11 protein-coding genes and 2 pseudogenes are annotated in these 21,154 nt (G+C 55.5%); 3 read left to right on the top strand and 10 right to left on the bottom strand.

Annotation, left to right across the window (positions count from 1 at the left end):
• Nucleotides 1-130: 130 nt before the first annotated feature.
• Entirely contained in the window at nucleotides 131-1,174 is a 1,044-nt protein-coding gene (locus ACZ0A4_RS06705; protein WP_463573705.1) for an LLM class flavin-dependent oxidoreductase, read from the top strand.
• Nucleotides 1,175-1,230: 56 nt separating this feature from the next.
• On the opposite strand, the gene ACZ0A4_RS06700 is transcribed toward ACZ0A4_RS06705, so the two are convergent.
• Both ACZ0A4_RS06700 and ACZ0A4_RS06695 read right to left on the bottom strand, forming a co-directional pair.
• Entirely contained in the window at nucleotides 1,231-1,581 is a 351-nt protein-coding gene (locus tag ACZ0A4_RS06700) for a hypothetical protein (RefSeq protein WP_463573704.1), read from the bottom strand.
• A 76-nt stretch (nucleotides 1,582-1,657) separates the two neighbouring features.
• Nucleotides 1,658-2,092: a hypothetical protein gene (locus tag ACZ0A4_RS06695; RefSeq protein WP_463573703.1), complete on the bottom strand. Its 435-nt coding sequence runs from the start codon at nucleotides 2,090-2,092 to the stop codon at nucleotides 1,658-1,660.
• Between the two features lie 178 nt (nucleotides 2,093-2,270).
• On the opposite strand from ACZ0A4_RS06695, the pseudogene ACZ0A4_RS06690 reads away from it, so the two are divergent.
• Nucleotides 2,271-3,466: pseudogene (locus ACZ0A4_RS06690) on the top strand (IS4 family transposase).
• Nucleotides 3,467-3,644: 178 nt separating this feature from the next.
• On the opposite strand, the gene ACZ0A4_RS06685 reads toward ACZ0A4_RS06690, so the two are convergent.
• The 3 genes from ACZ0A4_RS06685 to ACZ0A4_RS06675 form a co-directional block, all read right to left on the bottom strand.
• Nucleotides 3,645-4,652, bottom strand: a complete 1,008-nt coding sequence (locus ACZ0A4_RS06685) for a glycosyltransferase family 2 protein (RefSeq protein WP_463573702.1) — start codon at nucleotides 4,650-4,652, stop codon at nucleotides 3,645-3,647.
• 301 nt (nucleotides 4,653-4,953) lie between these two features.
• Entirely contained in the window at nucleotides 4,954-5,355 is a 402-nt protein-coding gene (locus ACZ0A4_RS06680) for a hypothetical protein (protein ID WP_463573701.1), read from the bottom strand.
• A gap of 208 nt (nucleotides 5,356-5,563) precedes the next feature.
• Nucleotides 5,564-5,764 (bottom strand): hypothetical protein, encoded by a 201-nt coding sequence (locus ACZ0A4_RS06675; protein ID WP_463573700.1) that lies wholly within the window; start codon nucleotides 5,762-5,764, stop codon nucleotides 5,564-5,566.
• 177 nt (nucleotides 5,765-5,941) lie between these two features.
• Between ACZ0A4_RS06675 and ACZ0A4_RS06670 the strand changes: the two are divergent.
• Nucleotides 5,942-6,391, top strand: a pseudogene (locus ACZ0A4_RS06670) (IS4 family transposase); the annotation flags it as partial.
• A gap of 356 nt (nucleotides 6,392-6,747) precedes the next feature.
• On the opposite strand, the gene ACZ0A4_RS06665 reads toward ACZ0A4_RS06670, so the two are convergent.
• The 5 genes from ACZ0A4_RS06665 to ACZ0A4_RS06645 form a co-directional block, all read right to left on the bottom strand.
• Nucleotides 6,748-7,086, bottom strand: coding sequence for a hypothetical protein (locus ACZ0A4_RS06665; RefSeq protein WP_463573699.1), 339 nt, complete (start codon nucleotides 7,084-7,086; stop codon nucleotides 6,748-6,750).
• A 9-nt stretch (nucleotides 7,087-7,095) separates the two neighbouring features.
• Nucleotides 7,096-8,238 carry a hypothetical protein gene (locus tag ACZ0A4_RS06660; protein WP_463573698.1) on the bottom strand — a complete coding sequence of 381 codons (1,143 nt, stop codon included), beginning with the start codon at nucleotides 8,236-8,238 and terminating at the stop codon, nucleotides 7,096-7,098.
• Between the two features lie 12 nt (nucleotides 8,239-8,250).
• Nucleotides 8,251-8,526 (bottom strand): hypothetical protein, encoded by a 276-nt coding sequence (locus tag ACZ0A4_RS06655; RefSeq protein ID WP_463577656.1) that lies wholly within the window; start codon nucleotides 8,524-8,526, stop codon nucleotides 8,251-8,253.
• A gap of 300 nt (nucleotides 8,527-8,826) precedes the next feature.
• On the bottom strand, nucleotides 8,827-9,282 hold the full coding sequence (locus ACZ0A4_RS06650) for a hypothetical protein (RefSeq protein ID WP_463573697.1): 456 nt from the start codon (nucleotides 9,280-9,282) through the stop codon (nucleotides 8,827-8,829).
• Nucleotides 9,283-9,295: 13 nt separating this feature from the next.
• Nucleotides 9,296-21,130 carry a hemagglutinin repeat-containing protein gene (locus tag ACZ0A4_RS06645; RefSeq protein ID WP_463573696.1) on the bottom strand — a complete coding sequence of 3,945 codons (11,835 nt, stop codon included), beginning with the start codon at nucleotides 21,128-21,130 and terminating at the stop codon, nucleotides 9,296-9,298.
• Nucleotides 21,131-21,154 lie beyond the last annotated feature (24 nt).

Here is a 21,154-nt window from a genome sequence, read left to right as displayed (position 1 = left end):
ACAACTGTGGGAGCGAGCTTGCTCGCGAAGGCGTCTTGTCAGTCGCCATAGATGCTGGCTGTTACACAGCCTTCGCGAGCAAGCTCGCTCCCACACGTAGCCTCAACAACAAAAGATCCGAGGAAGCGTCATGAAATTTTCCCTGTTCATCCATATGGAACGCTGGGACGAAAGCGTCAGCCACCGCCAACTGTTCGAAGACCTCACCGAACTGACCCTGATGGCCGAGGCCGGCGGTTTCAGCACCGTGTGGATCGGCGAACACCACGCGATGGAATACACCATCTCGCCAAGCCCGATGCCATTGCTCGCCTACCTCGCCGCCAAAACCACCACCATTCACCTCGGCGCCGGCACCATCATCGCGCCGTTCTGGCACCCGCTGCGGGTCGCCGGTGAATGCGCGTTGCTCGACGTCATCAGCAACGGCCGCATGGAAGTCGGCCTGGCCCGTGGGGCTTATCAGGTGGAATTCGATCGCATGGCCGGCGGCATGCCTGCCTCCAGCGGCGGCCAGGCACTGCGCGAAATGGTTCCGGTGGTCCGCGCCCTGTGGCAAGGCGACTACGCCCACGACGGCGACATCTGGAAATTCCCTACCTCCACCAGCGTGCCGAAGCCAATCCAGAAGCCGAACCCGCCGATGTGGATCGCCGCCCGCGACCCGGACTCGCACAACTTCGCTGTGGCCAACGGCTGCAACGTGATGGTTACGCCATTGATGAAGGGCGACGAAGAAGTTCTCGACCTGAAGAACAAGTTCCAGGCCGCGCTGGATAACAACCCGGATGTTCCGCGCCCACAACTGATGGTGCTGCGCCACACCCACGTGCACACCGCTGATAACCCGGATGGCTGGAAAATCGGCGCGAAAGCGATCTCACGTTTCTATCGCACGTTCGATGCGTGGTTTGGCAACAAGCAAACCCCGGTCAACGGCTTCCTTGCGCCGAGCCCGGAAGAGAAGTTCGCCGGACGTCCGGAGTTTGAACTGGAGAGTTTGCACAAGACCGCAATGATTGGTACGCCGGAGGAGATCATTCCGCGCATCAAGTACTACCAGGAACTAGGGGTGGATGAGTTCAGTTTCTGGTGTGATAACAGCTTGCCGCATGAGGAGAAGAAGAAGTCGCTGGAGCTGTTTATCAAGAATGTGGTGCCGGCGTTTCGGTGAACACGTTGCTGGCTCGGCCTGATAAATGAAAACGCCCCGATAGAGTTCGGGGCGTTTTAGTTTTGCGTTGGCTCATCGTCCCAGAAATTTCCGGCGGGTGCGTATTGTCCATCTCGAAATACAGTGCACCAACCAAAGCTTCGATAGAACATTTCAAGATCAATGAACTTTTTACTTAAGGTAATCAGACTGTCCGCATAGTGGGTGTATTGACCACCCGCCCCGGCGATCGCCCGTCGCTCCAGCTCCTCACGATTCCAGCCCGATACGATCCCGGATGATTCGGGGACTGTATCCGAGAAGGAAATCTCGAACTGCGTTGAGGCCTTGCAAAGGCAGGGAATCCGTTGCTGCCTGAGCAAGTCATCAGAGATGAGGTTGTCAGGGAAATGAATGTTCAATTTCAAATGGCTCAGACTCCGATGAGGCTACGTTGACCTCGAAACGGTGGAAAACGGGTTAGCTGACGTTTTCAAATGTTCGCTAAACGTAGTCTCCACCCATCTCTTTCATACCACTATACGGATCAGCGATATTACTACCCAGCTCAGCAATTGCCTCTTTGATCTCGATAGCTACTTCTGACGAAAGCTCACTGACATTCTGGTTTGATATAAAGTCAAACAGTCCAGCCAATCCAAGGTGTGCCGCAACGACGATCGACCCCTGAGCAAAATCAAAATCAAACCCATCCCACTCATTGATCAAGATTTTTTCAATTTGAGTCTTTAGTGACTCGCACAACTGTTCATAGGTGTGCCACTGACGATCGCTGAGTTCTAACAGAGCCTGTAAAAAATCAAACTTTGACTTTCCAGAAAAAGGCTTCTCGATCAGCAGTTCATGAAACTCGTTTGCCACATCTTCTACAGGCATCGAATCAGGAAGCGATTGATAATAGAAAAAATTCTTCATCATTTATGATCTACACGCAATAAACCCGGGATCTAATTCCATTAGCGCGGGGAATCCCCCAGGATCTGTCCCTGAGGGATCCCCGATTTTTCTTACAGAAAATCAAGAAGTTGGAATATTGAAGAGACCTGCATGAGTCGGCAACTTGGTTTGCACCACACAAATACAAGAAACCGAACCCATGCAGGCCATCCGATTTTTACACAGAGCGCTCGCTCAAGCACTGCCCTCTATCCATTCTCGCCGCCTGACATCACTGATGAGTTGTGTCAGTTCGTTACTGCATGGACGTCGCCCGACACTGACCGCTCTTGGGCGCTTCATGAAGGGGCGTGCTTACCCCAAGCATTCGATAAAGCGCGTGGATCGCTTGCTGGGCAATCAACACTTGAGATCAGAGCGCCCATTGTTCTATTGGGTAATGCTTCGGGCATTGCTGGGTTCGTTGAAGCATCCTCTGATCCTGGGCGACTGGTCTCGAATTGACGCTTCAGGCACAGCCTTTTTGATGAGAGCATCGATCCCTCTGGCGGGGCGCTCATTTCCTGTTTATGAAAGTGTTCATGAGCGCGAGAGCTGCCCCAAGTACCAAAACCGCCTACTCAAAACACTGGCCGAATTGCTACCAGATGACTGCGTTCCGATTCTGGTCACCGATGCGGGTTTTCGGCGACCATGGATAAAGGCTGTCGCCGCCCAAGGCTGGTATTACGTCGCGCGGATAAGAAATCGCGAACTTTATCGTCGCGATCAAACTGACTGGCAACCCGTGAAGAATTTGTATGCATTGGCCGCCGCCTCACCCAAGGCACTTGGCCGTGTCGAGATGACGCGAAGCGCCCCACACTTCATCGATTTGTACTGCGTACGGCACTGCGCCAAGGGCCGCAAACACCAACGCGTTACGGGGTCAATTGCAAAAAACAAACTGAGTCGACAATCCGCCAGACGCGAGCGTGAACCATGGTTGCTTGCCAGCAACCTGGCTCAGGACGAATGGAATCCGGCAAAAATCGTGGCAGTTTACAAACGCCGTATGCACAGATTGAGGAGGGCTTCAGGGATGTGAAAAGTGAGCACTTGGGATTGGGTCTGAATCTACATAGAAGCCATTGCCTGCATCGTATTGAGATACTGCTGTTGATTGCCGCTCTCGCCAATTACCTGCTCTTTTTAACGGGACTTCAGGCTCGAAAAAGTAACCTTGAGCGGCGCTATCAAAGCAACAGTCTCAGAGAAAGACGCGTGCTCTCATTGTGGCGACTGGGCCTGGAGTATTGGCGTAGATGCATAGAGTTCGGAAGCAGCGGAGACTGGAAAACATTGGAGAAAGCTCTGCGTGATGAGGTGCATCATCAGGCGCAGAGCCTGGAGTAGATTTGTGGGGATCCCTCAGGGTCTGTCCCCATTTATCAGAAGAAGAAATCGCTGGAGCTGTTTATCAAGCATGTGGTGCCAGCGTTTCGCTGAGAACCGCGTAACTGAACAGCAATAAAAAGGGGCGAATTCATCGATATGAATTCGCCCCTTTTTTGCGCTTGTCGGCAAGTGAACGCTACCCCTGAGCGGCGGCTTTTCGACTTCGGCGCGATTGCTTCAGATTGAAACGCAGCTTGCGCACCGCATGAACGATGCGCGGAAACCACAGCGTCCAGCGAGTATGCAACATCACCCCGCAATCACGGCTGTCTTGTCGCGTCATCGAGGTGATCTGCTGTGGCAACGGCACACCATACTTGATGCACTTGGTGATCAGTGCGTCGACATTGCGCTCCATGAAATTTAGCGCAACTTCGCGCCCGGCACTGAACGCAGCAATGTGCTTTTTCAGCGCTGCCAGCGTGTCGCGATACGCGGCATAACTGCCCATCACGTACTCAACGTCCTTGTGGCTCTGCGTCAGCGAACCGCTCCTGACCCGTTGAAAGTAATAGTCCGCTGCCGTGGCAAAAGTGGTCTGGCTGTGCAGGTAAACATTCATGCTGAACACATGATCTTCATGGGCCCGCCCTTCCAGCCGGACCACAAAACGCTCGCACACCGAACGCTTGAAAATGTATTGCCACGTCGCCGCGTGATACTTGCCGGACAAAATCAGATCCTGCAGCAAGTCGCGCCCCGCCTCGAACCAGCCATTGCGGCTGGCAGCGGTGTTACGTCGCAACAGTTGCTTCTCGCCGTCCACTTCGGTGTACGAACGCTTGGAAAAATAAAACAACTCAAGCGCGGCGTTGGCCTGCACCTGCTCCACCAGCGTCGAAAACAACTCCGGGCTGACTACATCGTCCGGGTCGCAGAAGAACACATACTCGCCGCTCGCCAACGCCAGACCATTGCGCCGGGCAGCGCCAACGCCCTGATTGACCTGGGTGACCACTTTGACTTCCGGGCGATGGCCAAATCCAGCGTCAATCACCGCGAGCGTGCCATCGGTCGAGCCGTCGTTGATCAAGATGATTTCATGCAACGGCACGGCTTGATTGATCAGCGAATCGAGGGTTTCAGCGATGTAGGACTCAACGTTGTACGTGGGGATGACGACAGAAATTTTCGGGACAGACACGTTGTTGAGCACCTGAAATGACGGCGTAGGCCGATACGGGATTGGTGAGGCAGGGTTGACGTGCGCAGCCGCAGGAAGGCACGTACTCGAATGATTCACGACACAGTGACGCCGTTATGCTTACGCATGATAAATGGCCAACGGTTGGGGCGTCAAAGAACGAGGCCAGCTGCACGTACTCGAATGGATAAATAGGGGACAGACCACGTTTTCAGAGCGCTTTCTAAACGTGGTCTGTCCCCATTTATCTCTTGGAGTAGTTTGTGGGGATCCCTCAGGGTCTGTCCCCATTCATCTTTTCTTATTCCTTCACATGAAGCTTCGTAACAAACTCAACAATCATCTGACGATCAGATTCATTTTTAGCAAACCGCTCAAGAACAGGAACCAGATAATAGCAAAGCAGTTCAATTCTTGATGACTCTGTAGGTAGACGCTCTAAAATGCAGGCAACTAAAACCTGCAGCGGCATTATAGAAGCGAAGACTTCATATCCTCTCCCCCCAGAAAATGGCAACTTACAAAAATAATATCTTGCCAACCGCTTTTGGTCAGAACGTTTCCAGGTGCGATGGGGTATGAGTAACAGTGCCTCCCCCCACTCCATAGCGTCAACTGGGTAAGTTGAAATCATCCAGTCGGTAGCCAACTCAGAACTCATCTTCCCAAGCTGCACACACAGCGCCTTTAATCTCTTGTCCATAACGCTATTACCTAGGGTTGAAAAGCTCTTCAGGCAAACCCGCATTTCCACTCAAAAAAGCTGGCAGATAAAAAGGGGACAGACCACGTTTTCAGAGCGCTTTCTAAATGTGGTCTGTCCCCATTCATCACGGTTGGGGCGTCAAAGAACGAGGCCGGCTGTATTGCAGCGATTCACTGTTGCGGGGTAACCTGGGACGGAGCACTGACTAGTACCACTCAACATGGAGTTCGGCTAACTGCGCCTTAAGCGCAGACTCACTCTCAAACCAGTAATCAAACCCTTCGCTACCACTTTTTTTCAAGTACAAATAATACCCACCTGTGTCGCCATCACGATCATCCTCAACAATGATCTCCCAGCCTGAGTACTCACCACCCAACACCACACCGCCCCTGATCGCTGCCATGAATACATCCTCACCCTACAGGTTACAGCGAATATCGGGAAAGCCTGGGATCCCTCAGGGTCTGTCCCTGAGGGATCCCCGATTTTTCTTAAAGAAAATCAAGAAGTTGGAATATTGAAGAGACCTGCATGAGTCGGCAACTTGGTTTGCACCACACAAATACAAGAAACCGAACCCATGCAGGCCATCCGATTTTTACACAGAGCGCTCGCTCAAGCACTGCCCTCTATCCATTCTCGCCGTCTGACATCACTGATGAGTTGTGTCAGTTCGTTACTGCATGGACGTCACCTGACACTGACCGCTCTTTGGCGCTACATGAAGGGGCGTGCTTACCCCAAGCATTCGATAAAGCGCGTGGATCGCTTGCTGGGCAATCAACACTTGAGATCAGAGCGCCCATTGTTCTATTGGGTAATGCTTCGGGCATTGCTGGGTTCGTTGAAGCATCCTCTGATCCTGGTCGACTGGTCTCGAATTGACGCTTCAGGCACAGCCTTTTTGCTGAGAGCATCGATCCCTCTGGCGGGGCGCTCATTTCCTGTTTATGAAAGTGTTCATAAGCGCAAGAGCTGCCCCAAGTACCAAAACCGCCTACTCAAAACACTGGCCGAATTGCTACCAAGCATCGTATTGAGCTACTGTTGTTGATTGCCGCTCCCGCCAATTACCTGCTCTTTTTAACGGGACTTCAGGCTCGAAAAAGTAACCTTGAGCGGCGCTATCAAAGCAACAGTTTCAGAGAAAGACGCGTGCTCTAATTGTGGCGACTGGGCCTGGAGTATTGGCGTAGATGCATAGAGTTCGGAGTCAGCGGAGACTGGGAAACATTGGAGAAAACTCTGCGTGATGAGGTGCATCATCAGGCGCAGAGCCTGGAGTAGATTTGTGGGGATCCCTCAGGGTCTGTCACATTGTCCTTTGCGCGCCCGCGCTCTGGAGCAGTAGACAACAAAATTGTCAGACTCTGATCTTGTCGCTCTTTACCCTCTGTACCTGACATCTGTACGCATCAAACCCAACACTTCGCGCCAGTTCCAAAGAATACCCTCTAGATGATCGAAAGGAACACTCTGTCCCATTTCACTTTCAGGAAAGGAATTCATCGCTTTTTCACAGGCGATATAGAAAACGTTGAAACACAGCACATCAACGTCTCGAAGTGAGATAAAGCTTTGCCCCTGTTCATCCAGCGGTTCATAAATTTTCAGCAGGCAATCGCTATCCTTCGCTAAATAACAAGCCCGCGTACTTTCAACTACACAGTCAAACACCCCCTTGGTTAAGGCCCTACCGACCCCATCCGCGATCGCTATGTACATCCCCATACATCACCTCAAAATTATGATTTTATCTTTCGAGACAGAAGGCAAACTATCAATCCAACCTTTGACAAGCCCCTGATTCTCAATAGTTAAATTCCTGAAATCAAGGGGTACTATATCTGCCTTCTCGATATGCTTAATGAGCTGATCATAATTAGTCTTTGCGTTATTAACAAAGAATTTATTGAGCGGTCCAGACCTGCTCGAATCAGTCCACATGAAATCCACCGTTTTCCCTACATAAGGACCATCTACGAAGACAAAATCGGGATTGGGCTTACCGAGAGTGGGTTTGACGCGTTCAAGCGTACTGCCAAAAGTGTTTTCAAGCTGTACAGCAACCTGCCCTTCATGTAGAGCAATTTTTTGCGTATCGAGATCCTTGGCCAGCTCTTCAATTCTGGCGGTGTTGGTGGACGGATTCGGGTTGATCGCATTCAGACCAGTTTCAGGATCCTTATATACAGGTGTCAGCCCACCGCTTGAAGGAGGTTTCGGTTTAACTGGCTCAACAACCGGGTCAACTTTCGGTGGTACGACGGGATCCACTTTCGGTGGTACAACCGGCTTAACCGAATCAATCACCGGTACATCAGTATCCCGCACGACACCCGGTAGCTTGCTGATCTGGGTTTTGACAGTGTCCAGATTAAACGATGCACCGATTTTCTTGACGGTATTGACCGAGACGTCAATACCCATCCGCGAAAGGGTCAGCGCGCTACTGGCAGAGCTGCTCCCACCGCCCGCCAGCAGTTGAACCACGAGCGCCACGGCTTGCCCCATTTGCCGGCCGAGGTTTTCCGCGTTGGCATCGCCCCCTTCGACGAGCGCCTGTCCAATCTGATCAATCTGGGATTTGAACGCAGCGCCAACTGCACTACCCAGCAATGCATAAGCCTCATCAGAGCCAGCGAACTCCACGACGGCGTCCCAACTCTGCACAGGATCCCTCATCAGCATGACGGCGCTATCCAAAGTGCCCAGCCCCGCTCCAGCCATCCCATCGGTAAAGCCTTTGAGGACTCCGGAACCGGTCAGCAAATCCTGCCGCGTAGACTGGATCTGCCACTTCGCCGCAATAGCTATTTTTTTCAGGAAATTGGGTTCGGCATCAATTTCTTTCGAATAAAAAAGGGGACGGACCACGCTTTAAGAGTGCTATCGAAACGTGCTCTGTCCCCATTTATCAAGCAGGTAATCGGAGCTCATGAACGACTTGAGGTCAGTGAGTACCGGGTTGGTTTCGATCAGGTATTTGTGCGGGCTGGACGGTGACTTGGTGTCCGGCAGGCCAGTAACGCGGGTGACCGGACGGGTGTCGTCGCCAGAGCTCGAGGTTCGATGGAAGGTGTCGACTGCGCGAGTGCCATCGGAAACTTGAGCTGGCGCGTCGATGAACGGATTGCGCGGGCCGCCGCTGGTGCCGACGATCAAGTGATCCTGTCAGTGCGCTAGGAATTTTGGCGCAGTTACGCAGATTTTGGAGGCAGAAAACACGGGAACAATCTGAAGAAGCTCTGCGTGATGAGGTGCATCATCAGGCGCAGAGCCTAGAGTAGACTTGTGGGGATCCCTCAGGATCTGTACCCATTTATTCCTCCGCCGAATCATTTAAATTGTTTGAACAAAAATTTAGCGCACCATAACAGTGAAATTGCGAAAAAACTTGCATACCATTTTAAGCCTTCATTAAACGTCTCAAGCCCTCTTATACCCCTTCCACCTTCCCTTCTTCTAAAATACATTATTGTAGTCATACATATACTCTTCGTACTCCTCAAGCCCCCAGATATGGCCGTCCAGGCGGTCGACCATAATTACCCCGCCCGCCTTATTTTCCGTAGCAACTCTAGAACCCAACACAAACGACCAAAACAATGGAGGATATTGAGCTGGGTTTTCCGCAACGACCAGTTGCTGCTCGATGCTATGCGCCTTCGCCACTTCCAATGCAGCCTCAAATGATACCCGATCTACCCGGTACTCCACTGGCACGCTGTAGCAGGGTATCTGACGCCGCCTCAAATCAGATACTACTGCCACCAGCTTCACTCTATTTACACTAATAGATAGGTAACCCGTAAGTTTGGTTCCGGCTTCGCAAACAAAACCCTGATCAAACAAGCGAATAACTTTAAGCTGCGAGGCATCGACCGCTTCACATAAATACAAATCACATTTCTTCTGCATGATACTTATTCACCTATGGATGAACGATTACACCGCCGCTCAGGATTTCTTCTAATGCGCTTGTGGGCACGGAGTATGCTGATCCAACCCCTAATGGCCATGGATCCCGTATTCCAACAATTCCATGCTCTACAGAGTCCACAACAATCGCATGAAGCCCCCCTAACTCGGTTCTCACATTTACGATCACAGCGGCACCATTTTCCGTAGCGCTCGTAATCGTTTTCACTGTTATATCACTTGAATACGTAGCCGTCCCTGTGAAACCCAAATCCTTCAATCCTTTAGGAACATTTGAAAGAAATGCGCCGTCTGACTCCATCAATATTGCTTGTCTAATATAGGCCTCAGGTGTATCCACCAGGTTTGCGGCCATTTTACAACTTGCTGCAACACATGAAAAATCAAATGCCTGCCCGAACGTTTCACCCTTTGGTGTATAGGACGTGCGATTGACGCTGGAAAACAACCCCTCGCCATTACCCGCTAACCCTCCCCCCGTTTTGGGTGGAGTGACCGGATCAAGCACCGGCACGTCCGTATCCCGCACGACATCCTTGAACTTGTTTATCTGTTTTTTGACAAAATCGAGATCAAACGACTTACCGATTTTCTTGACGGTATTGACCGAGACATCAATACCCATCCGCGAAAGGGTCAACGCGCTACTTGCAGAACTGCTCCCACCGCCCGCCAACAGCTGAACCACGAGTGCCACGGCTTGCCCCATTTGCCGGCCGAGGTTTTCTGCGTTGGCATCGCCGCCTTCGACGAGCGCCAGCCCAATTTGATCAATCTGGGATTTGAACGCAGCGCCAATTGCTTTACCCAGCAGCGCCTGAGCCTCATCAGAGCCAGCGAACTCCACGACGGCGTCCCAACTCTGCACAGGATCCCTCATCAACATGACGGCGCTATCCAAAGTCCCCAGGCCCGCACCCGCCATCCCATCGGTAAAACCTTTGAGGACTCCGGAGCCGGTCAGCAAATCCTGCCGCGTAGAAACCATCTGCCACTTGGCCTGGATCGCCAGTTTCTTCAGAAAATTGGGCTCGGCATCAATTTCCTTCATGGCCTGAACGTATTGCTGCGTCGCCAACCAGTTGTTGTCGATGTTCGCCGTTGCAGCGTTGTTCGCTGTGGCGGCGCCATTCGGATTGCTCATGGCCGCAATACCGGTCACCAGGCTGGTGATGATGTTGCGTTTTGCTTCGCGCTCTATCGCTGTTTCATTTGGATCGGTGTCTGCGAACAGTCCCGCCAGCACGCTCGCTGCTGAACCGCCCAAAGCACCCGCCGAACACGACTGGTTGCTGGCCGCAGCACCGGCGCAGCCGAGAATCGCATGCAACGCGGCGTGTGTAGGGCTGCCTTCCTTCAGACCCTTTTTCACCCAATCACCGATATAAGATGAGCCTTGCTGCTGTACGTAATTGACCACCATGTTCTGGGCAAACTGCGCACTGCTGCCGCTGACGTTGCCGCTTATGCCGGCGACGAGGGCTGTAGCGATCTGGCGGTAAGTACCACCGGCCCCCCAGTTATCGCCAATCTCCTTGATCTGCTGTTTGAGCTGCAGGTAGTTCTCGTGGTGAGCCAGTTGAGCCTTCTCGGAAAGTTTCGGATCAAAGGACGCCGCCAACTCCAGATCAGCCTGCTTCTTCTTGCTATCCATCTCCCGCGCACGGTCTTCGACGAACTGAGAAACGTTCTGCACAAACTTGCCGACGATTTCGAAGTTCGCACCGATTTCTTCGGCATTGAAAATCGGCTTCAGCTTATTGCTGCCATCGCGATCACTTGAAACATTCGTGTTTATCGCTGCGATGGTTTGCTCAGCGGTTTTTCCAGTGAGCTCCTGCTGTTTTGCGCCGTTGGTGATCGTCACAGCAGCACCGCTTATCCCACTGTGCGTGGTACTGCTGGAGCTGTCACTGGCGAACAGGACGACAGGCGTGGTGGCGCTCACGCCATTCTTACTGGCGACAACTGGCCCGCCCCGGCTAGCGGTGGCGCTGGCATTACCGTTTTTGTCACGTCCGATGTCGCCGCCATAACCACCACTGAGATTGATGCTACTAGCGTCGTACTCGGCCTTGTTCTTGATATCAGAACTCGTCAGCGTGCCAGTGCTCAGGGTGTTTTTGCCGTCGGCGACCGCTTTGTCGGTGCTGGCGATTATCGCCCCTACTAGATCTGTATTGCCCTTGACCTCAACCTGGAATCCGCCGTCGCCAGCCTTGATTCCCGATTGCTCGGACACACTGGCGTACTCGCTTTGCATGTGCTGAGCAGCAATTCCGCCGCTGACGCTACTGTTGCCGTAGCAGAACGGCGGGACACAGACACTCAACCCGACGTTTGCACTCATCTGCTTGGAGGTGTAGGTACTGGTGTCCTGCTGGCTCTCGACATTGAGGTCACCGCCGACTTTAACCTTGACCGTTTCACCGCTGGCGACAGCCCCCTTGATGTTGGTGTCGCCACCGCTCTCCAGGTTGAGCGTATGACCCGCCTTGATTGAGGTATTGGTGTGAGTGACGTCGTCGCCATCGCTACTGCCGCGCCCCTTGTTGGCTGCCAGATCGAGGGTGAAACCGTTCTGTTCACCAAAGCCGAAGCCGATGCCGACACTCCAGCCACTGTTGCTGTTAGTGCTTTGCTGGTGTGCGGTGTTTTGCGCTGACAACAGATTGATTTCACCGTCGGCTTTCAGGCTGACATCGCCGCCGCCTTCGATTCGGCTGCCCACCACATTGATGTCACTGTCAGCACTGGCTCCCGTTGCAACGATGTTGACGTTGCCACCCGCGACAACATCGCTGGCAACTACATTGCGGCCACTCTGGCTGCTGTTCATCTTGCTCTGGCTGTTGCTCAGATTGGCGCTGACTTTCACGCCACCCAGAGGGTTCTGCATCATCGCCTGACCGGCATCCAGCGCCTGATTGGCGCTCATGGCGGCGTTCACTGCCGCCAGTGCGACCATTCGGTCATCGCTGGTTTTCTGCGCTGCCTCACCCATTTGCTGAATACCCCGCAAGGCATCAAGCAACGGGATACTCACCGACCCGCCAACGGCGGTACGGCTGGTACTGGCGGTTTTACTGGAGTTGAGGGAGTCGAAACCGGCCTCGATATCGACATGCTTGGCAGTGATGTTCACATTACCCAGAGGCGTGACTAATTGGCTGGCTGATTGGTTATAGCGGTCGCCGGCAGTGAGGCTGATGTTGCCGCCCAGCGAAGCAATCTGGCTGCCCGATTGGCGCTTAGCGTCGTATTGCTCGGTCTCTTTCTGTTTGACAATCCCCGTAGCCCCCTGCCACCAGGAGCCAAGCTCGCCAACTTTTTTACTGCCAGACCTGGAGCTTGAACTCTCGGTGTTCTCAGCGCTGGTAATTTCAAGATTGCGACCGGCATCGATGCCAATGTTTTTATCGGCAACCAGCGTACTGCCCTCGACAACAGTGTCGCGGCCACTTTTGATCTGAATACTGCCACCGCTAATGTCAGTGCCGATGCTTTGGGTCGAGGTCGATTGGGCTTGCTGTGACTTTTGTGCTGAAGTCAACAGACCCGAAAAGTTCGCACTGCTCTTGCTGGAATTTTTCGACTGAGCGGACGTATGCGTTTCTTCACCTGCACCAACAAATACATCATTGGCAGCGGTGAGCTTTACCTCACTCTCGGCACGCAGCGCGGCGGCCGTCAGCGCAATATCATGATCAGCCTTCAGTTCAATATTCTTCGCGACCAACTCAGTGCTGTTCAAACGTGCCTGAGTGACCTCCGAAGCACTGGACTTGCTCGAAGTCCAGCCCTTTTTGGAGGAGGCATTGGCGGTACTCGCATAATCCTCGGCAGCATCAAGATTGATATCGTGACCCGCAGTGGCGAGCAATGTCCCATCGCTTTTCAGCTTGGCACCGGTGGCGTTGAAGTCCTCTCCGGCGGAAATCGCCAGCTTGTTGCCTGCTGCAACAACGGAGCTGACCGAAACGGCGCTTTCGCTTTCAGACATCGTCGACTTTTTCTTGCCGAACGAGCCTTTTTTGGTCTTCGAGTAGTAAGAGTGATCGAGGTTATCCGCGGTTTCCAGATTTACATTGTTGCCAGCAAACAGATAAGCCTCATCCCCTGCACTGACTCGACTGGCAATCAGTTCCAGATCCTTGCCGGCATTCAACGTCATGTCACCGCCGGCAGTAATACCGGACATCACCTGTCTGACCTGATCATCCTGACGCGACATTCTCTTGTTTGCAGAACGCGAATGCTCCTCGTCAGCCGCCGAACTGATCACCAGATTCTCAGTCGCCGACATCGACACATTTCGTTTGGCATCAATGTCACTGGCAATCACACTGATGTCACGCTTGGCATCAGCCTTGAAATCACGCCCGGCATCAATATCCGCGCCCAATTGCGTGACACTGCTGACAGCTCCCCTCCAACCCAGCGACGCGCTGTCGTTAACCTGCACGGAGGCCACATTGACATCGCGACCGGCGTTCAACGCCATGTCCTGACCGCTTTTCAGCACACCGCCGATGACGTTGATGTCGTTGGCCGCTTTGACGGTCAGGTCGTTGGCCGCCTCGATCCGCGCTGCGTTATCGGCAAAGTCCTGATGCCGGGTGACGGTGCCGTATTTGTCGTCCATCGAGGTGATGGTCCGCTCGTTGATCACATCGCCCGTGCGCGTGGTCAGGCTGACATCGCGCCCGGCAATGATCCCGCCGGCCTTGTTGACGATGTTGTTGGTCGCCAACAGATCCAGCCGATTACCCGCCTCGACCGAACCGCTGTTGATCAGGTCCTTGCCCGCCGTGGCGGACAGGTTGTTGGTAGCCTTCAGCGTGCCGACGTTATCGAGGTTTTCACCGGCGATCAGCGTCACATCATTACCGGCAATCAACGCCCCGGTCGAGCCGAGACGGCCGCTGGCCTGAGCCAGATACACCACCGGCACCAGGACTTTTTCGCCATTCACTTCGTGCTCTTCGAGCCAGACGATGTCGTGGGTCAGCGCGGCGACCTGCTGCGATGTGAGGCCCACACCGACCGACAGGTTGAGCGCGTCCTTGCTGGCGATGGCGTTGTTCATCAGGTACTTGAACATGCCCTCGTTGGAGGTCTGGCCGTCGAGGAAAGCCTGACCGGTGCGCGCGGTCACGGCTTGCTGGATCAGGCGTTGTTCATAGAGACCATCACCGAGGCGTTTGGCGCTCTGGTCGGGGTCGTAGCCGAGTTTGGCCAGCAGGTAATCGGAGCTCATGAACGACTTGAGGTCGGTGAGTACCGGGTTGGTTTCGATCAGGTATTTGTGTGGGTTGGACGGTGCCTTGGTGTCCGGCAGGCCGGTAACGCGGGTGACCGGAGGAGTGTCATCGCCAGTGCTTGAGGTTCGATGGAACGTATCGACCGCACGAGTGCCGTCGGAAACCTGAGCCGGGGCGTCACCAAACAGATTGCGCGGGCCGCCATTGGTGGCGACGGCCAAATGATCCTGAGCGCTGATCGCTTCATTGCCCACCGTCCAGGTCGGCGCTGGCCCGTTGCCGGACGCTGCGGTGCTGCTGCCCTGCCCGCTCAAACGGAACAGACCGTTTTCGCCGGTGGGCAAGGAGAAGCCTGGCAGGCTCAGCGGATTGACTTGCTGCTGGGCGAGATCTGGCGGCAGTTGGCTGTTGATGCGGACAACGACAGTGTCACTGTTACCGACCTTGGTATCAGCGACTTTGTTGGTGCCACCGGTTGAGCTGTAATCCTCATGGATGACGGCGTTTACCACTTCTTTGGTGGCGTTGATCGAGACGTTGCCAGCGGCCTGGATGACTGCGTTGCGACCGGTCGCGGCACCGGGCAGCCCCGCACTGGTGCTTTCCGTTTCAACCGCCAGGCCTTTCTGGTACTGCGCCAGTTCGCTCGGCAATGCCAGCAGGTTATCGGGGTCGTACTGCGACGGAGTCGAGGTTTCGAAACCGGCGCTGAATCCAGACATGGCCCGGCCGTATTTGCGACTGCCGACGTTTTCACCGGTTTCGTCGTCGGTGATGACAATGCCGCCGCCCACTGTCTTGGCTGTGGCTTTGCGAACCAGACCTTCTGGGGCGACCACGTAGTAGATAGAAGGGAAATCAGGATTGTTGCGCTGGTTGTACGGCATCACGACGTCGGCCATGAACCGCGCGGTGCTGCCAGTGCCCATTTCAAAGTTGTAGTGGCGTGTAACGTCGATAATCCCGCTTTTGGCGCCGATGTTTTTCAGGGTGTCAGCAGTGACGGTGATGTTGCCACCCGCCGCCACGGTGCTTTTGCTGTTGAGGAACGAACCACCCTGGAAAACAAAATCCTTGCCGATGTTAAGCACGGCAGAGGCGCTGTTATCACTGTCGACAAATTGATAAGTCTCGCGGGTGACGAGGAAGTTATTGAACGTGCCGCCAACACAGTCGCCGCACGTAGCGGCGATAAAACCGGAAATCTGCTTGCGCTCAACCGACGCCGATGGTCCTTCCGTACGGTTCTCGAACACATCAGCGTTCAGCGTGAAATCCTTCACGCTCTCCATCGAACCGGAAATGTTGTAGACCCCGGCAGCCCGCGCCGCGCCGCCATATCCACCGATCAGCACATTGCCCAGACTGTAGAAATCGCCGTGCTGGTTGGTCAGCGTGCTGACGCCGAGTGTCATGTTGTTGCCGCTGAAAATCAGCCCGCGATCGTTGAGTAATGTGGGCGTGTTGATGAACAGGTTCTGCGCCGCCCCGAGGCTGCCGTAGTTGGCTACGCTGCCAGCGTTGACGGTCAGGTCTTCGCTGGAGGTGATGCGTCCCGCGTTGAGCAGTTGCCCACCGACGCTGATGGTCGATGTCGCGCCGGCGGCGAAACTGCCGCCCGCACCGAAGTTCATTTGTGCAGCGGAGAGATAAGTGCCGCGCTGACTGCTCAGGCGACCGCTACCCGCATAGGTTCCGCCCAACTGCATATCGATGGAGCCATCACTGGCAATCAAGCCGTTGTTGGTCCAGTTGCCGCCCCGGGCCTGCAAAGACTCCGAAGCCAGCAGCTTGCCGCTGGCGCTCTGGCTGAATTCGCGCACGTTCACGTTCAGGCGACCGGCCTGAATCGCGCTGCTGTTGTTCCAGCTATCGGCGTTGAGTTCCAGCAAGCCGCCGGTCACGATGCTGCCGCCTGCACCCAGCACATTGGCCGTGGAGATATCGAACTTGCCGCGCCCAACGTGGTTGAGCTGCCCGCCGGTATTGAGGAAGCTGCCGACCGCCAGGGTCAGGTCAGTGTTAGCGGTTTCCAGTACGCCATTGCGGTTGTCGAGCAAACCTCCAATCTGAAATTCGGTTTTGCCGGTGACGCCCAGCGAACGGAGGCGACCGTTCTGGTTATCGAGCGTTCCCGCTTTGATGCTCAGTTGTGTGTCGCTTTCGATGACGCCCGCGCCATTGCTTAGCGCACCACTGAGGCTGAAATCGATGCGCTCGGCGGCAATCTGTCCGCCGCTGTTATCGAGGCTTGCGCCAGTGACGCCCAACAGCTTTTTCGCATAAAGCACGCCACTGTCATTAGTCAGCGCAGCCGTGGTGATGCTGCTGTCTGCCGCTTGCGCCGAGATCCGCCCGCCGTTGTTGTTGAGGCCCGCCAATGCCGACAGCGTCAGGCTCTGCGCCTGAATGATGCCGCCCTGACGGTTATTATTCAGGTCGAAACCATTGCGCAGAACGCCAACCGTTCGCGCTTCCAACGCGCCTTTGATGCTGGAAAGCGTGCCGCCACGGTTATCGATGTTGGCCGCGGTGATCAGCACATCGCCGTTCTGGGCAATGACTTTGCCGCTCTGGTTGTCGAAGTCGCCGCTGATCTCAAGGGTCAGACCACTGTCGCTCTGGATCGAGCCCTTACCGTTAAGCAGGCTGGCCGCTTTCAGTTGCGCATCGGCATTCTTGCTGTAGATCAGGCCGTCGCCCTGGTTGCTGACCGCGCCCGTGGCGGTGATCAACAATTGGTCATTGGCGGCAATGGTGCCCTTGTTGCTGTTGTCCAGCGAACCGGTGCGCAGGTCGAGGTTTTTCTGGCTGGCGAGCTGGCCGTTCTGGTTGTGCAGATCGGTCACGCCCTTGATCAGCATCGGTCCGGCACCCGCGAGTTTGCCGGCGTTGTTGTTCAGCTGGCCACTCAGGTTGAGGTTGATTGCGTCGTTGCCGGCGATCTGGCCGCCACGGTTGTCGAGGCTTGAAGCCGTGGCATTGATGACCTGCTGCGCATTGATAGCGCCGCCGATATTGCTGAACGCGGTGCTGACGATATCCAGCGCCGCAGCACTGGCAATCAGGCCGCCCTGATTGTTATTAAGCGCACCGGCCAGCGTCAGGGTCTGCCCTGCTCCACTGCTGAGGTTGCCCTTGTCGCTGTTATCGAGACTGCCGGCGTTGATGCTCAGATTGCCCTGAGCGACGACAGCGCCCGAACCACTGTTGAGCAGTGCACCCGTGAGATCAACAGCGACATCGGCGTATTTGCTCGACAGCGTGCCACTGTCGCGGTTATCGAGGCTGTTGCCTTTGACACTCAGCGCCTGCCAGCCGGACAGCAGGCCTTGCTGGTTGATCAGATCCGTGCCGCGCACCAACAGCTTTTCACCGCTGATGATTTTGCCGGCGCTGTTGTTTATCGCTCGGGCGATGAGGTCAAAACCGAGGTTGCTGGAGACTTCGCCGTTCTGATTGCTCAGGTCACGCAGACGTTTGAAGGTCAGCGGGCCTTTGGCGGTGAGCAGACCGTTCTGGTTGTCGAAGTCGCCATTGGCCAGATCCACCGTGACCGATTTTTCACCCAGCAGTCGTCCGCCGTTCTGCGTCAGCGAGGTCAGTGTCAGGTCAATGTCACCGTTGGCGGAAACTTCGCCGCCGTTGCTCGAGTCGAGTCCGCTGGCGGTCAGCGTCAGATTGCCCTTGCTGTTGATCAAGCCTTTGCCGTCGTTGCGCAGCAGGCCGTCAACGCTCAGTTCAAGGTCACCACGGCTGGTCAGGCTGCCGCCGCTGTTGTTCACACTCCCGGCGCGGGCATCGATGACGGCTGCGCCAATCATGCCTTTGACGTTGTCCAGTGCCGCCGCGATGCGCAGGGTGAGGCCTTGATTACTCAAAAGCTTGCCGCTGCCGTTATCCAGATTTTGCGCCGTCAGCGTGAACGCTTCAGCGCTGGAAATCGTGCCGCCCTGGTTGTTGACGCCGTTGAGTTGCTTGAGCAGCAGTGCGCCGGGGGCGTTGATCGAGCCAGCGTTGTTCAACTGACCGTGATTCAGGTCCAGGCTCAGGCGCGTGTTGCTGAACAGTTTGCCGCCCTGTTGATCGAGACCTGTGACCGAAGCCGTCAACGCACCCTGGCTGCCGATAGTGCCAGCACCATCATTGGTGACCTGCCCGGCAACGAGATCAAGGGTGTCGGCACTGCTGAGCAAGCCGTTGCTGTTATCGAATGCGCCGGTAGTGACGGTGACCGCACCTTTACCGCTGAGCGTGCCCTGCTGACGGTTGTCGAGGCTGCCGCTCTCAATGACCAGCGCACCGTCGGTGACAACCTTGCCGCCCTGGTTATCGAGGCCGCCACGGCTGACGAGCTTCAAATCGGCGGCACTGGAAAAAATGCCCAGATTGTTGATCAGCTGTGCGGCGCTGATTGCCAGCGTCGCTTCACTGCTGACTTTACCCAAAGCGTTATCGAAGGCATCGTCGACGGTCAGTTGCATGGCTTGCTGGCTGCGCAATTCCCCGCCGTTGTTGCCCAGCGTGCGCCCGTGCAGCGTGAACCGCGTGGCTGCATCGATCAGGCCTTTGTTGCGGTTTAGCACATCATCGACGGTCAGCGTCGCAGCCTTGCCGGCGAAGACCTTGCCGCCATCGCTGTTGTCGAGTTTTATGCCGGAGAGCAGCAGATCACTATTGGTGCTGATTTCACCGCCCCGGTTGTCCAGCTCGCCAACCGTCAGGGTCATGGCGTTGGTCGAACCCAGCAGACCGCTCTGCCGGTTATCGAGTTGATTGGCATTGAGCTTGAGCATGCCAGTGGCGATCAACTTGCCTTTCTGGTTGTTGACGTTCTGCGCCTGAACGCTGGCATCCGACTTACCGACGAGGTTGCCGTTGCGGTTGTCCAGAGCATGGGCTGTGAGCGTGAACTGGCCGTCGGCAATCACCGTACCGAACTGGTTATCCAGGGTCTGATCGGCGGTCAGTTGCAACGCGCTGCGGCTGCTGATCAGGCCTGCCTGATTGACCAGTGTGCCAACCGAAACGCTTGTTGCACCTTTGGCGGTGATCCCGCCTTTGTTGCTGTTGTCGAGCAAGCCAGCGACCCGCATTGTCAGGGCGCTATCGCTGACCAACGAACCGGAGTCGCGGTTATCGAGACTGGCTGCTTTGAGATTCACCATTGCACCGGAACCGAGCACACCGCCACGGTTGTCCAGCGCCGCGCTCAGATCGATATTCAGGCCCAGATCGCCGAGCATCCGGCCGTTGCGGTTGTCCAGGGTCCCGCCGCCGATGGCAATGGCTTTGGCGTTGAGCGTACCGTTCTGGTTGTTCAGGGTGGCGGCGTTGACCGTCAGATTGCGGCTGGCGAGCAAGCTCTTGCCGGTGTTGTCCAGATGCTGCGCGGTCAGGCTCAGATCACCGCTGGCATTGCGGCTGCCATCGGCGTTGACGCCCGCTTCGATGGTGCCGGCGTTGGTCAGTTGCCCGCCGGCGCTGAGGCTGATGCTGTCGCGCGCCGCGAGGGTCTGACGGTTGGTCAGGTTGCCTTGAGTCTGCACATTGAGCGCGGTGCCTGCATAGATCGCGCTTTGGGTATCGAGGCTGGCAGCCTTGACGTTAACGGCGCCAGTGGCCGAGGTGTCTGCGAGGCTCAACTGGCCGTTGGCATCGAGCTGAATATCGCCGCCGCTGGCAATCAGTTTGCCGTCGAGCTTCACCCCGACCCCGGCCTCGGTGCCGACCAGTTTGATCGCCCCGGCATACATGCCGCCGAGGGCCGAGGAGTCGATGGCCAGTTGCGGTTTTGCGCTGCCGTCATCGGCGCGGGCGGTGGCATTCAGGGTTTGTGCGTTGACGTCGTTGCGCCCGGCAACAATCGTCAGGTTCTGCGCCTGAATCTCGGCGTTGATCTTCGCGCTGCGGGTAATGATTTCGAAACGGTCGACGTTGGTCGCGTTAAGGCCCGCGCCCTCGATGGCCACTGAACCCTGATCAACCTGAAAGCGATCAAGCCGACCGTTGTCGAGCACCGGTTTACCGGTGGTCAACGTCACACGCGGTGAGTTGATAAAACCGCAACCATTACAGGTAATGCCATACGGGTTGGCGACGATCACCCGCGCCGACTGCCCCGCCACTTCGGTGTAACCACGCAACTGGCTCGGGTTGCCGCTGATGACTTCGTTGAGAATCGCCTGCGCCGAACCGCTGTTTTTCAGGTTCGGGTTGTCGATGATATGCCCGCCCAATTGCGTGACCGTGTTCTGGGTTGAGCCGTTGTTGAGGATCAGCCCCTGCGCACCGACGTTGTAGTCGTGGAACTGGTTATGCGACAGGCCGCTGGCATTGGGCGTAGCGATGTTGATGATCGGCACGCCATTGCCGGCGCGATCCAGCGAGGTGTTCGGGTTGGCCACCACGATGCCGTCGGCCTGCGCCCACATCGGTTGCCAGAACATGACGTTCGCCAAGAGAAACGCCAGCCCGCGCTTGGGCATGCCGAGGAAGCGTTCGCGGTTTTTTGCGGCAGCAGCAGGCTCACGGGCGATAAAGGCCAGTTGGCGAATGTCCATTTCAGAAAATCTCGGGGCGGGCGG

The organism is Pseudomonas sp. AC172 (assembly GCF_979258595.1).
The sequence above is the reverse complement of the archived record's forward strand: the minus strand, read 5'-3'. Positions and strand labels throughout refer to the sequence as shown.

Coding starts and splice junctions, on each gene's coding strand:
- ACZ0A4_RS06705 (WP_463573705.1), top strand. CDS start 131: ATGAAATTTTCCCTGTTCATCCATATGGAACGCTGGGACGAAAGCGTC.
- ACZ0A4_RS06695 (WP_463573703.1), bottom strand. CDS start 2,092: ATGATGAAGAATTTTTTCTATTATCAATCGCTTCCTGATTCGATGCCT.
- ACZ0A4_RS06680 (WP_463573701.1), bottom strand. CDS start 5,355: ATGGACAAGAGATTAAAGGCGCTGTGTGTGCAGCTTGGGAAGATGAGT.
- ACZ0A4_RS06675 (WP_463573700.1), bottom strand. CDS start 5,764: ATGGCAGCGATCAGGGGCGGTGTGGTGTTGGGTGGTGAGTACTCAGGC.
- ACZ0A4_RS06665 (WP_463573699.1), bottom strand. CDS start 7,086: ATGTACATAGCGATCGCGGATGGGGTCGGTAGGGCCTTAACCAAGGGG.
- ACZ0A4_RS06650 (WP_463573697.1), bottom strand. CDS start 9,282: ATGCAGAAGAAATGTGATTTGTATTTATGTGAAGCGGTCGATGCCTCG.
- ACZ0A4_RS06645 (WP_463573696.1), bottom strand. CDS start 21,130: ATGGACATTCGCCAACTGGCCTTTATCGCCCGTGAGCCTGCTGCTGCC.